Consider the following 12,039-nt stretch of genomic DNA (forward strand, 5'->3'; position numbering starts at 1 on the left):
CAACCTTCTCGCACCGGGCGCGGCAACGCCTGCGCACCGTGCTACCGATGGCTGAGGTGAGTGTCCTCTCCGGAACGACCCATTTCCTGCCCATGGAGCGACCGGGTGCGGTACGCGATGCCGTACTGCAGACGATCTCGCCTAAATACAGCCGAATGTCACCATAGCTATGGGCTGTGTGCCCCGCCAGCCCTGTGGGCGCCCGAATTGGGCGGGCATGGAGACCGCCACGCACTGGTCAGGGCATCACGGTCGTGCCCGGCAGTCAGGTGATCGGAGAGGCGAAGTGATGCTCCAAAATGTGTGCCAGCGACTGAGATACGGCCGAACTTGGAGCCAGAATGATTCAGGACTTCTTAAACCTGCCGCCACTCCAAGCCTTAGAAATCGATGACTTAGGCGATCATTACCGGGGGCTAGCAGACGGGCAGGCCGAACCGGCCTGCTGCCCGCAGTGTCAACGCGATACCATGCAAGGGCACGGGCGCCAACGACAAGAGTTCATCGATACACCGATGCATGGTAAGCGCGTGTTGATCGAGATAGAGCGGCGCCGTTATCGGTGCAAGATTGACGTCACACCCGGGCTGCTGCTTCGACGACTGAAAGCCGGACAATCAACTATGGCCCCCATATTCCTAGGCTCTGTGGGCTTCTGGAAGCGGGTTACTTCGAATAGGCGTTCTGAGAACCCACATCCTCTGAATCTGCCGTGACTTGGCATAAACCACGAAAATCCACATGCGTGAGAAGGAACGAGTTCCAGCGCTGCTTACCCCGTCCACAGTAGATTCCGGATACCCCGTTTTTTACGTGGGTGCCGCGCGGCCCGCCGTCGTAAAGCCGCCAGCGTATGGCGCTGGCTATTGATCTGTTTCCGGTACTTCGACGCCAATCTGGGGCAGCTCTTGACCCGTGGGCGCCGACACCGGACCTGACTGCGGCGTGGGCTGATCACGGTAGCGAGCCCCGCCGACCGTCGCGGTGCCGTGACCGCTGCGCAGCCCCGGATACTGGAAACTCTGGTCAAGCTGTTCCAGCGCTTCGGCCAAATCCTCGGCTTCGGTGGTGACGACGTCCTGCGGCGCCGCGTTCACCCGATGCGCCAGCAATAACAGCACGGAAACCCGGAGCAGCTGACGCGGCAGTTGGGAAAGATGCATGGTGGTACTCCTGGATTGATTGATAAAAAGGACGATCAGGGCGTGGTATTCAATCCTTCGCCATCAGGCGGTGTGGAGATCCACGTGTCGCTGTCGGCTCCCTGATCCATGGGCAGATTGATGACAAAGGGGGGCGTGAATCGATCCAGTGCATTCAGGCCGTTGTCGTTGGGGTCGGGCACCCATTGCGCCGCCTGCAGGCTGGCGTTGGTCTCGCAATAGAGATCACCCGCCAGTGGCTGCAGGATGGCGTCGACGAGCCCGCCCACCAGTCCGTCCAGCAGCCCCAGGTCATCCAGCGCGTTAGTCAGCAGCGTGTAGACGACCGCATTGACCAGATTACCGTCGTCCCGCAGGCGCGTTCCCGACGGACAGCACACCTCGCCGACGTCGACCGCGGGCACCGCACCGAGCAACACCTCATTCAATGCCGTCGTCGTGGTGGTCAACAAGGCATCAATGGGCTCGAGATAGCGGGTCAGGATGTCGCCCTGATCATCGTAGCCAGCGGGGCAGTTGCAAACCCCGCCAAGATCGGCGAGGCAGGATGTTTCCGGCTCGCCGGGCTGACCGAGCTGGAAGGCTTCGCAAGGTGAGCCGGACACCACGCGCTGCGACAGATAGCGCGAACGGATCTCGGATACCTCCACCGGACAGAACTGGTCGGTGCTGCGATACAGGTCGCCACGCAGACCACTCGGCGATGCGCCAATCCCGTAGGTCGGCGAATTCTGCACGCCATACAGGTAACTCACCGCACCAGTCCCGGCGATACCATCGAAACCGATGTTGTCGGTGTCCTCGTCGCTGGCGAGCTTCATGCACGGTGTCCCCGTGCAGTTCTCGCCGGAGTAATACACCGGCTCCCGGGTGGTGAACCGGTCGTCGCGGACGCCGATCAATGCTCGGTAGTTGCGATGATCGGGGTCTGGCACAGCGGGTGGCACCGTGCGATCGATGTAGCTCACCAGGGGCGCTTCGTGTTCGTCAAAACCCAGGGCCTCGCCCAGCACCCGGCCGCCGTCGTCGATGACGAGCACCGCCTGAGACCGCTGCTGGGCGATGCGCTTGACCAGGGCGTCCCGAATCGCGATGACACCGACGATGGAACCGATGACCAGAATGGTCGCGATCAACAAGAGCTCGACGGTGATGATGAATCCGCCCTGGCGGCGCGTGGCGGCGCGAAAGCGCGTATGAGTCTGTGTCATCTGCATCAGAACCTTGATCGTGCCTAGAACAATTCGCCAATCATGCCGAGCACATCCATTAGCTGGATGGCTGCCGGGAACATGACCAGCACCAGAAACATGGGGAAGCAGACGAGCACCATTGGCAGCATTAGCTCCATCGACTTGCGCTGGGTCAGCTCGGTGACCTGCTGCGCCTGTTCATGGCCTAGCAGTCGGGCCTGGGCGTCGAGGGTGTCGGCAATCGGGGCGCCCGCCTCATGGCCAACACGAAGCACGGCGGCGAGACGTTCCGTGGCCGGCACTCCCGTGCGTGCAGCCAAGTGCGAAAAGGCGACATTGCGGTCACGGCCGGCGTTGATCTCGCGGCTGATCAGCTCCATCTCCTGGCCCAGCGGGTCCTGAGAATCGGGGCGAAGCCGGGCGACCTGGCTCAATGCCTGTGTCAATGGCACACCGGAACGCAGATACGCGACAATCAGGCTGATCAGAAACGGCAGGCTTTGACGAATGCGTTGGCGCCGCTGATGCCGCCGCAGCAGCAACCAGAGATCCGGCACAAAACCCGCGGCCAGCACACACGCCACGACCGTCACCGGTCGCGTGCCGTCGGTCCACTCCAGGGCCAGCAACCCGGCCAGTAGCGCGAGGGTGAACTTGCTCCCCCAGAAAACGCGGTACGCCTGTCGCGGATGCAGCCCTGCCTGCCGCAAGCCTCGGAGGTAGAGGCCACGCTGGGGCTCGCCTTCCAGGGTTTCCCGGCGGCGGTTGCCGGGGCGGCGCAGACTGCTGCGCTCCATGCGCCAAAACAGCAGGCCGCTGGCGATCATCAACCCGAGAGCGAGCAAATCCACCCAGATCGTCACCATGCTCATTCCTGCATCCTCAAGATTCGACGTAACCACACGAAGCCGGCCACCTGGCACAACGCCGCCGACAGCAGCAGTGTCACGCCCTGCGGGTGTTCCAAAAGCACGTCGAGCCATTCGGGCTGGCGCCAGAGAAACACCGGAATCAGCAAGTACGGCAGCGCCCCTGCAAACAGCGCCGCATAGCGCGCGCCGGACAATTGACTTTCGACCTGACGGCGTAGCTTCAACCGCTCATGCAGCAACGCGCTGACGGCACGTAGCAAGCTGCGAAAGTCGGTTCCGTCGTGCCACTTAACGACCAATGCCTGAGTCAATAAACGCGTGCCTTCGCAGTCGTAGCGCTCACGCATCCGGCTAAGCGCCTGCTCGATGGGCAATCCGAGATCCAGCCGGCCCAGCACTTCAGCCAGCTCCCTGCGCACGCTTGCCGGCCCCGACAGCGAAGCCGTCTCGATCGCCCCATGTGCATTCAATCCCGCCTGCACGGCGGCGTTCATCAAATCGGTCGCGTCCACCAGCTGGGTTTCAAAGTGACGGCAGCGCCAACTCGCGACGTCGCGCAGAACCAGCAGCATGAGCGCGGGCAGGCCAAGACCCACGACGCCTGCCAGCGATGGCAGGTCCGGCTTGAGCAGCGTGGCGGCGGTGACCGCCAGCAATCCCGGCACCAGAATCAGCGCCAGTACGACCAGCGCGGTTGGCTGGCCGGGCAGCGCTGCCCCCAGCCGTTGTAACGCATTGGGGGGCATGGACTCGCGCGCACCGTCGACAACAGAGTCGCCGCTCGCGGAGGCACGAAAGACCTGCCGCAGCTGCAAAGCACTCACCCCACACGCCAGCAGGCAGGCCAGAAATGCTGCAACTTCAAACGGCATCCCGCAGTCCGGTGTAGCGATCGGGTGTCAGATACCCCAGCACCTGCGCACGCTCCAGAAAACGCGGCGGATGACCGGTGCATTCGTGCTGGCCGACGATGCCACCGCCGACTTCGGCCCGCGCCAGCTTGTAGCGGTAGAGTTCGTTGACCTCTAGCGAGCCCTGGTCGTCATGCACTTCGCAAAGGCTGACGATGCGACGCTGACCATCCCGAAAGCGCATGACCTGAACAATCAGATGCACGGCTGATCCGATCATGTCCCGAATGGTCTCGCGCGGCATGCCGGCGTCGCCCATGTGGGCCAGCGCCTCCAGACGCCGCAGCACATCCTGCGGGCTGTTGGCGTGAACAGTGGTCAGACTCCCGTCATGTCCGACGTTCATCGCCTGCAACATGTCCAGCACCTCGCCTCCACGCACTTCACCGACAATGATCCGGTCGGCGCGCATGCGCAACGCGGTGCGGACGAGCTCTCGCAGCGGGCTGGTCTGGGCCTCTTCGCCCACCTGCTGACGAGCTTCCAGCGGAATCACGTGGCCATGGTCCAATTTCAGTTCGGCGGTTTCCTCCACGGTCACCACCCGCTCGTTGTCCGGGATGAACCCCGACAGCATGTTCAGCAGCGTGGTTTTTCCGGCGCCGGCACTCCCGGCGATGACGATGTTCTGCCCGCAGCCGACCGCGAGTTCCAGCAAGGTCAGCAAGCCCTGATCCAGCATGCCACGCGCAACAAGATCCTGCGGTTTCAGCGATTCATTCTGGAACCGCCGGATCGATACCACCGCGCCCCGTGGACAAAGCGGTGGAATCACCGCATGCAGGCGGCTGCCATCGGGCAGGCGCGCATCAACCTGCGGATGACGGGCATCGAGATGACGGCCCTGACCGGCGACCAGCCGATCAATGAAGCGGCGTAGATGCGCATCGTCATCGAAGGCCAGGTCGGTGCGTTCCAGCTTGCCGCAGCGATCAATCCAGACCTCGTCGGGTCCGTTGACGAGTATGTCGGTGATGCCACGGTCCAGCATCAGGGACGCCAGGGGGCCCATGCCCTTCAGGTCGTCAAGAATCTCCGACTCGATCCGACGACGCTCGGGGAGGGAGACCGTCAGTTCGGTTTCCCGTGACAGGTCCCAAAGAATCTCGCCGATGCGCTCGCTGACGACGTCGGGTCGATCCAGGGCGTCTGAGGACTCGCCGTCCAGTGAATCGATGAGCCGCGCATGCACTTGGCGTCGCAGATTGCGCAGGTTGGTTGGCCTGCGCACAGCAACCGGGCGCGCTTCGGTATTTTCCAGCAGTCTGAGCATGACGATCTCCGTTTAGCGATTGACGTAAACAGTGGAGCGCTCGAGTCCGGCGACGATCTCGACCGGGCGTTCCGTGCGCGCCGGAGTCACCGTCACCTGGCGACCCAAGGCGACATCCAGGGCGCTATGGATAACCAAGGAAACCTGGTCTGCGGCGGCAATATGCGCCAGCGGATAGACGTGTTCCGGCTGCACCGCCAGCACCAGCGTGGTGTGACCGCTGGCCGCGGCCTGCCGGCTCGAACGCTGCGGCAACAAGCTGGTGATGGGCCCGCTGTCGTCCGTAGACGGCAATGACCCGCGCGGCTTGAGTACGCCGATCAGACGGACATCGGTCGCGGCGGTGCGAACCCCATTCCGTCCGCGGACCAGCACATCCAGCCGATCGCCGGCGTGTAGTTGCGCTAACGGCGTGGTGGCGTGATTGCCCAGCGGCAAGGAGTAGAGCACCCGCCCCTGGGGAACATGCTGCGCCAGGGTCTTTTGCTGCGGTGGTGCCGGCACGATCAAATCCTCGGGCTGGATCGCCTGACCCGCATCCTTGCTGATGCGCAGGCGCTTGCCGATCAGCGCCTGGGGATTGTCGATGCCGACCTCATCCCGCGGAATCCGGGTTTGGGTCAATTGATCTCGCGTCAACACATTGCCTGCCTGAACCGGTGTACTGGTGACCCAGGCCGGCACGGAGGTGACCCGGTCGTATTGTCGGAGCCCGAGCACCGATGCCATCAGGCCCGAGGTGACAAACAGGGCAATACTGGCGGTCGCACTTCCTCTGGTCTTGGATTTCATGTCAGGACTCCGGGTTGAAGCGAGGAATCAAGCGGCCCCGAAGGGCCGCTTGGCTTGGGTGGCGATTACTGCGTGCCCGCAGCAGCGGCGCTGGACGATCCCGCGGCGGGAGCGATGCTGGTCACGCCTTCGGCATTGTCGTTGGCGACAAACGTGAACTCGGAGTTGTCGCCGGCGTTCAGATCAACGGCATCGCCGTAGCTCGAGCCATCCACCAGGGCGGTGTTATTGGCACTCTTCAGACCGTTGAAGGCGTAGCTCTGATCCAGCTGGCCGATGGCCTCGGCGACGTCTTCCATCTCGGCCGTGGCGGCATCACGCATCGTAACCAGACCGACGATCATGCCAACCACCATGATGGTCACCAGCAGGATGAGTTCGGAGGTCATGATGAATCCAGCCTGACGACGGTTGTTGTGGCTTTCTTTGCTCTGCAGTTTCATTGCGGTATTCCTTAATAAAATGTCTAGATTTAAAGTCCGTTCGGTAATTTAGCCTGATAACCAAGGCTTTCTGCGTCCTGCGATATCTATATTGCAGGGCTCGTGCCAGACACAGGCCATTCGATTAAAATCTATTTTTACCATACATATCAATGCGTTATAGAATATCAAACGTAGCCTGATCGCGCGAAGATGCGCGGCTGGCATGCGATATTCCCAATTTGCGAATCGAGCTGCGAATACTCTTTGCATTTTCGACTCCTGCAGCGTTTTCAGCAGCGCCTTCCAACCAGCACAAACAAAAAAACGGCCCATGTAGGGCCGTTTTTCGGTCTTCGAGCGTCTGTTTAGGACATGGGCTGGTCGGATTGGCGAACGGCGCGCAGGGCACGCGCGCAGTCCGGCTGATGACTGAGACCAACCAGACGCGCCATGGGCTGGCGGTAACCCGGGTTCTGGTTCAGGCTCTTGCGATAGACGTCACAGGCTTGGACGGGTTGGTGCTGCCCCTCAAGCAACAGCCCGCGGTGGTAATTCGTTCGCCACTGCGGCGCGCCGAGCAGATCCGCTCGGCGCAGGGCCTGATCAGCCTCACTGTAGTCACCGGTCAGGTAATGCACGCTGGCCACCGCTTCGTGGAGCAGGGGCTGGCCCGGCGCCAGCGCAATCTGCGCCTCCAACACGCGGCGTGCGAGACTGAGATTCCCTTCCCGCAGTGCGAGCTGTGATCGCAGAATACCGGCCTGGGGAAAGCTGCCGGGCCGGGCCAGGAGTTCATCCAACAACCACTGGGCCGCTTCCGGGCGCCCATGCTCGAAGTGCATGACGGCATTCGCGAGTAACACGCGCTCGGCCTGCGGGTATTCGACATACAGACGGTCGATCTCGCGTTGGATGGCTTCGCAATCCATGACCCGATTGTTGTCGTACCAGATATCGCGACACATGCGGCCATGCACATAGGCGTTCTGGTCCAGTTCCAGCATGGCGGCGAGCCGATCCTGCGGATCAGGCTGGTGTTTGCGGGCGTGGTCCATGGACGTGCAGGCACTGCTTAGTGCCATCGACATCAGCATCAGACCTTTCATGCACTTATAAGCATTCATCAGGAGATCTCCGGTGCGCTTGAGGTACTGCGCAGGTGACGGTGTTGAGGCGATAGTCCTTCGCGGAGCAACAGCCGCGGATTAGGAAAATGCCAGAGATTCAAGTCGTGCTTGGGTTCGCGCACGATGGTTGGGGTCACGACGATGATGAGTTCGCGCTCGTTGTCGCTCTGGCTGGTCGATTCCGCGAGGCGGCCCACCAGCGGAACATCGCTAATGCCTGGTGTGTGTGCGCTTCTGTCCGAGATGTCGCGGCTGACCAGACCGCCCAGCACCAGCGGCTGCCCATCGCGAACACGCGTCGACGTGCTAATGCTGCGGACATCGAATGCCGCCGCATTAAGGCTAGAGCCGGTGCTGTCGGCGATCTGACGGGTTAGCGCAGTATCCGGCAACGACACCGTGGGGTTGATGTCCAGAGTGATCTGGTCGTGCTCGTCCACCATGGCGCGAACCTTTAGCTCGACGCCGAATGCCTTGAATTCGGTGCCGCTGAACACACCGCTCGCGTTCTGCCCGACGCTATCGTCCGCGGAGAGGCCGGATGGCGCGAAGGCGCTGGGAATCGGCACCTCACCACCGGCGCGGAACACGGCCGATTCACCGGCCAGCACGGTTAGCGTGGGCCGCGACAAGGTTCGCGATATGCCTTCCTCCTCTAACAGCGAGAACAGCATGTCGAACGCGAACCGTCCGTTGGCGATCTGCAAATTATTGGACAACGCGCCGCCGACCATCCGCAGGGCATTTTCCACGGTGGAGGCACCTTCCACGGGCTGGAGTCCCGGCTGCGTGAAGCCACCGTCGCGCCGATAGCCGCTGCTCACCGCAGAGATATCGGGGCGCCACGATTTCAGGCGCAGTCGATCCACTTCGTGCATTTGCACGGACACACGCACCTGCGGCAGGTCGCGGACCTCGATCATGGACAGAATGCTCCCACCAGCGGCCGAGATCAGTTTGGAGCGCCCGATGTTGGCGCGAATGTCGTTATCGAGTTCGTCCAGCGTCACGCCGAAGCCGTTGGCAGCCTTCGCCGTAGACTGACGGCCATCGAGCATGGCGCCGGACTCATCCGTTAAAGGTGTGATCTGCACGCCGCCGGGCTGATCGGCCGCCACACCAAGAAACAGGCGCGATGCGATATTGAGCACCCGTGTGAGTACAACTTGGTTGGGCACCTCGCCGGCCAGCACCAGCGTATCGACGCCGTTGTCGACCAGATCCCCGGTTTGGATCCGGCGCACCTTCACATCGTGGCCACCCACATCGCGGATGGCGGCGAGTATCTTGTCTTCGTGGCTTTGCGGCAGCTCATCGACCTGAATCAAGTTGATGATGGCCGCACCATAGCCACCGGCGCGCGGCCCCTGATCCACGCGCACACCACCGGGGGCCTGCAGCACGCTGTCGGTCGGCCCGAAGTCACGGTGACGCTGGCCTGCAAACAGGTAGTTTTCTGCCACCGCCTGCGCGCCGAGACGGTACTTGACTGTGGGCACGCGACCGCGCAGCACCAGCGCGGCCCGGTCGGGCGCCAGCTCGATGCGAATGCGAGGGTGCACGTCGGACAGCGCGCGCCGCAACACGCTCAAATCCTGAACCACGCTGAACAAAAAGGTTTCGGTGGTCTGATCGGCGTACCAGACCATGATGCTAGTCCGGCCCACGTTCTTGGCCAGAGCCAGGATCTCGTACTCGCCCAGCACTTCGACTTTCAGTGTGTTTTCCTGACCGACCGCCACGCGTTCGAGCGGCTTGTCAAAAACCAGACGGGTGTGAGTCCATTGCACCAGGTGCCGCGTAGAAGAACGCTTGGCGCCGTCAGCCGTTTCAACATATTTCAGGCCGTCTGCATGAACAAGCCCTGCCATGCACAACAACAGGCCGCTCACGAGGGCGCGATACCGGGTCGCGATCATGGATGCTCCTTGCCCGCCAAGCGCGGGTCAGTTTTCAGGTTCGCATCCTGGTTTGCAGCATCCAAGCCATGTTCTAAGACATCAATAATTTGTATCTTATTTCTTTTATATCAGTCAGTTGGATGACTCCTAACCGGATAGAGAATAAATAATGATGACGCGGCATAGGCCCAACTTTCAGAATGCTTCTCAATTTGCAAAGTTCTTTTCCATTTCGGGTGCCGATCAACCGTCTCCGACAAAATAATGACGGCCGTTCGGTCACACTGTCACCGCGGTGACAGTCAGACAAAAAAAGGCCGCTGAGCAGCGGCCTTTTGGGGGATGCGCCGAAACGCCTGGGAACAGAACACTATCCGGACGACAGCTCACTCGACGTCAGCACATTGGCATAAAGTGGAAACACGTTCTCGCAGTAGTACTCCTGCTCGAATACCGTCCGGCCCGTCGTGCAATCGGACAGGACGGTCACAGCGAAGCCGAGGTCGGAGGCATGGCGACCAGTGGAGTCGATGCAAATCGAGGTAACCGCGCCGGCTAACACCACATGGTCGATCCGGCCGCGGCGCAGGCTTTTTTCCAGATTCGTGTTGGAAAAGGCGTTCAGGCCGCGTTTTCCTGGAATTTCGGTGATGATGGTCTCGTAGGGCTTCAGCTGGTCAATCGTACGGCTGCCAGGTCGGCTAGCCTGAAACGCCCCGACCTCTTCGATGGTCTTGAGAATGCCAACCGGCCTTTCCAGCTCACGATAATCGGGAGAAAAGATGATGGGCGTCGACACCACCATGGCAAATTGGTCACCAAGCCGCTCCAGCAAGCCGAGCGTATTACCTAGAACGCCGCCCACACGGGCCGCTTCTTCGATGACAGGGTGCAGAATGCCATCGGGTGCAAAGTAGTCATTTTGGTAGCCGATCAGAATGAGAGCGGTTCGATTCAACGTCATGGGTCGAGGTCTCGTGGAACTTTGTCCATAACGAATGGCAAATGGCGTTCCAACATGGAAAGCAGAATAAGCCACTGATTAATTTGAAGTAATTGATCATTCCGCCCTAGGGTGACGCGAGGCATCGGCTCGCATGGCGGATCGCTTTGCATTTTGCATCGCAAAATCAAACATCGGCGCCGCCCGCGACGGTGGGCCGACGCCGCGGCGTCAATCGGCAGGCAGTGCCACCGGCAGTGCAAAGCGTACGGTCACTCCGACCATTGCATTGGGCTCGATCGAGATGCGACCACCGGCTCGTTCCACGACCTTCTTGCAGATCGCCAGTCCAATACCGGTCCCTTCCACCTCGTCGCCGTGCAGCCGTTCGAACACGCGGAACACGCGTTCGGCGTGTCGCGGCTGGATACCACGGCCATTGTCGATCACCGCAAAGATGGCCTCATTCATTCGTCGTTGGCAATCGACGGTGATTCGCAGCGGGCGGGTTTCGTCGCGGAACTTGATTGCGTTGACCAGCAGGTTTTGCAGCAACTGACGGATGCTCGCCTCGGTGCTCCGGACCGGCAGCAAATCGCCGGTGTCCACTCTGGCGTCGACGGCGTCCAGCTCCGGCCCCAGATCGAACAGCACATCACCCAGCACCGTCCGGGTATCCACCGACTCCTGCTCGCCGCTCTGGCCGACCCGGGCCAGCGCCAGCAGATCGTCAACCAGCGCGTCGGCGCGGTCGATGCTGGCATCGATCATACCCAGCAATTCCAGAGACTGAGGAGACAACTCGTCGGTTGCGCGCTCCCGCAGCAGGCGGGCGAAGCCGCGGACGCCGCGCAACGGCGCCTTGAGGTCGTGCGACACCACCGCGGCGAACTGGTCCAGTTCGCGATTGGTCTGCTCCAGCGCCGTCCGCGCCTCCTTTTGCTGCGTGACATCCTCGATCTGCGAGACGAAGTGCAGCGGCTCGCCAGCGGCGTTGCGTACCAGCGACACGCTCAGCACCACCCAGACCAGTCGCCCGGACTTGTGGAAATAGCGCTTGCCCATCCGGTAGGACGGAATTTCGCCGGCGACGAGCTGGTTCAGCAGATTGAGATCGGCGTCCAGATCGTCGGGATGGGTGATGGTCTGGAAATCCGTGACCAGCAACTCGTCCCGGTGGTAGCCGACGATGTCGCAGAGCGAAGCATTGACGTCCAGCCAACGACCCTCCAGCGACACCAGCGCCATGCCGATCGCCGCGGTCTCGAAGGCACCCCGAAACCGCTGCTCACTTTCGCGCAGCTGTTCGATCAGCCGACTCTCGTTCTTGTCGTGGTCTTGTTCCAAGGTCGGATTGGTCCTGGACCGGTGCAGCCCCGAAAGTTTCTGCCGTTCATACTACGCGCGAATCGGTGAACACGGCCTGTTCAGCTCAACCC

General features: G+C 61.5%; 11 protein-coding genes. All 11 read right to left on the bottom strand.

The window, feature by feature from the left end:
* Positions 1–863: 863 nt before the first annotated feature.
* The 11 genes from ABNS06_RS09660 to ABNS06_RS09710 all read right to left on the bottom strand — a co-directional run bounded on the left by ABNS06_RS09660 (position 864) and on the right by ABNS06_RS09710 (position 11,947).
* A complete protein-coding gene (locus tag ABNS06_RS09660; RefSeq protein ID WP_348674234.1) occupies positions 864–1,163 on the bottom strand; it encodes a hypothetical protein in 300 nt (99 codons plus the stop codon).
* A 35-nt stretch (positions 1,164–1,198) separates the two neighbouring features.
* Complete coding sequence (locus ABNS06_RS09665) at positions 1,199–2,374, bottom strand: hypothetical protein (protein WP_348674236.1); 1,176 nt, start codon at positions 2,372–2,374, stop codon at positions 1,199–1,201.
* Between the two features lie 23 nt (positions 2,375–2,397).
* Positions 2,398–3,183 (bottom strand): type II secretion system F family protein, encoded by a 786-nt coding sequence (locus tag ABNS06_RS09670; RefSeq protein ID WP_348674250.1) that lies wholly within the window; start codon positions 3,181–3,183, stop codon positions 2,398–2,400.
* A gap of 41 nt (positions 3,184–3,224) precedes the next feature.
* Positions 3,225–4,100: a type II secretion system F family protein gene (locus ABNS06_RS09675; protein ID WP_348674238.1), complete on the bottom strand. Its 876-nt coding sequence runs from the start codon at positions 4,098–4,100 to the stop codon at positions 3,225–3,227.
* Positions 4,090–5,412 (bottom strand): CpaF family protein, encoded by a 1,323-nt coding sequence (locus ABNS06_RS09680; protein ID WP_348674239.1) that lies wholly within the window; start codon positions 5,410–5,412, stop codon positions 4,090–4,092. The genes ABNS06_RS09675 and ABNS06_RS09680 overlap by 11 nt, the downstream gene beginning before the upstream one ends.
* Before the next feature lie 12 nt (positions 5,413–5,424).
* Positions 5,425–6,204, bottom strand: a complete 780-nt coding sequence (locus tag ABNS06_RS09685; protein WP_348674241.1) for an SAF domain-containing protein — start codon at positions 6,202–6,204, stop codon at positions 5,425–5,427.
* Positions 6,205–6,269: 65 nt separating this feature from the next.
* On the bottom strand, positions 6,270–6,593 hold the full coding sequence (locus ABNS06_RS09690; RefSeq protein WP_348674242.1) for a hypothetical protein: 324 nt from the start codon (positions 6,591–6,593) through the stop codon (positions 6,270–6,272).
* A gap of 401 nt (positions 6,594–6,994) precedes the next feature.
* Complete coding sequence (locus ABNS06_RS09695) at positions 6,995–7,753, bottom strand: hypothetical protein (RefSeq protein ID WP_348674243.1); 759 nt, start codon at positions 7,751–7,753, stop codon at positions 6,995–6,997.
* Positions 7,753–9,675, bottom strand: a complete 1,923-nt coding sequence (locus tag ABNS06_RS09700) for a pilus assembly protein N-terminal domain-containing protein (protein WP_348674244.1) — start codon at positions 9,673–9,675, stop codon at positions 7,753–7,755. The genes ABNS06_RS09695 and ABNS06_RS09700 overlap by 1 nt, the downstream gene beginning before the upstream one ends.
* Before the next feature lie 352 nt (positions 9,676–10,027).
* The gene (locus ABNS06_RS09705) at positions 10,028–10,621 is read right to left on the bottom strand and encodes an isochorismatase family cysteine hydrolase (RefSeq protein WP_348674246.1); all 594 of its coding nucleotides are present in this window, start codon (positions 10,619–10,621) and stop codon (positions 10,028–10,030) included.
* 210 nt (positions 10,622–10,831) lie between these two features.
* On the bottom strand, positions 10,832–11,947 hold the full coding sequence (locus ABNS06_RS09710; protein ID WP_348674248.1) for a PAS domain S-box protein: 1,116 nt from the start codon (positions 11,945–11,947) through the stop codon (positions 10,832–10,834).
* Positions 11,948–12,039: the final 92 nt, after the last annotated feature.

It is taken from the genome of uncultured Abyssibacter sp., assembly GCF_964000955.1.
GTDB lineage: Bacteria > Pseudomonadota > Gammaproteobacteria > Nevskiales > OUC007 > Abyssibacter.

What these genes read in the sequence shown, in the direction of transcription:
- ABNS06_RS09660 (WP_348674234.1), bottom strand. Translation starts at nt 1,163, where the DNA reads ATGCATCTTTCCCAACTGCCGCGTCAGCTGCTCCGGGTTTCCGTGCTG.
- ABNS06_RS09665 (WP_348674236.1), bottom strand. Translation starts at nt 2,374, where the DNA reads ATGACACAGACTCATACGCGCTTTCGCGCCGCCACGCGCCGCCAGGGC.
- ABNS06_RS09670 (WP_348674250.1), bottom strand. Translation starts at nt 3,183, where the DNA reads ATGATCGCCAGCGGCCTGCTGTTTTGGCGCATGGAGCGCAGCAGTCTG.
- ABNS06_RS09675 (WP_348674238.1), bottom strand. Translation starts at nt 4,100, where the DNA reads ATGCCGTTTGAAGTTGCAGCATTTCTGGCCTGCCTGCTGGCGTGTGGG.
- ABNS06_RS09680 (WP_348674239.1), bottom strand. Translation starts at nt 5,412, where the DNA reads ATGCTCAGACTGCTGGAAAATACCGAAGCGCGCCCGGTTGCTGTGCGC.
- ABNS06_RS09685 (WP_348674241.1), bottom strand. Translation starts at nt 6,204, where the DNA reads ATGAAATCCAAGACCAGAGGAAGTGCGACCGCCAGTATTGCCCTGTTT.
- ABNS06_RS09690 (WP_348674242.1), bottom strand. Translation starts at nt 6,593, where the DNA reads ATGACCTCCGAACTCATCCTGCTGGTGACCATCATGGTGGTTGGCATG.
- ABNS06_RS09695 (WP_348674243.1), bottom strand. Translation starts at nt 7,753, where the DNA reads ATGAATGCTTATAAGTGCATGAAAGGTCTGATGCTGATGTCGATGGCA.
- ABNS06_RS09700 (WP_348674244.1), bottom strand. Translation starts at nt 9,675, where the DNA reads ATGATCGCGACCCGGTATCGCGCCCTCGTGAGCGGCCTGTTGTTGTGC.
- ABNS06_RS09705 (WP_348674246.1), bottom strand. Translation starts at nt 10,621, where the DNA reads ATGACGTTGAATCGAACCGCTCTCATTCTGATCGGCTACCAAAATGAC.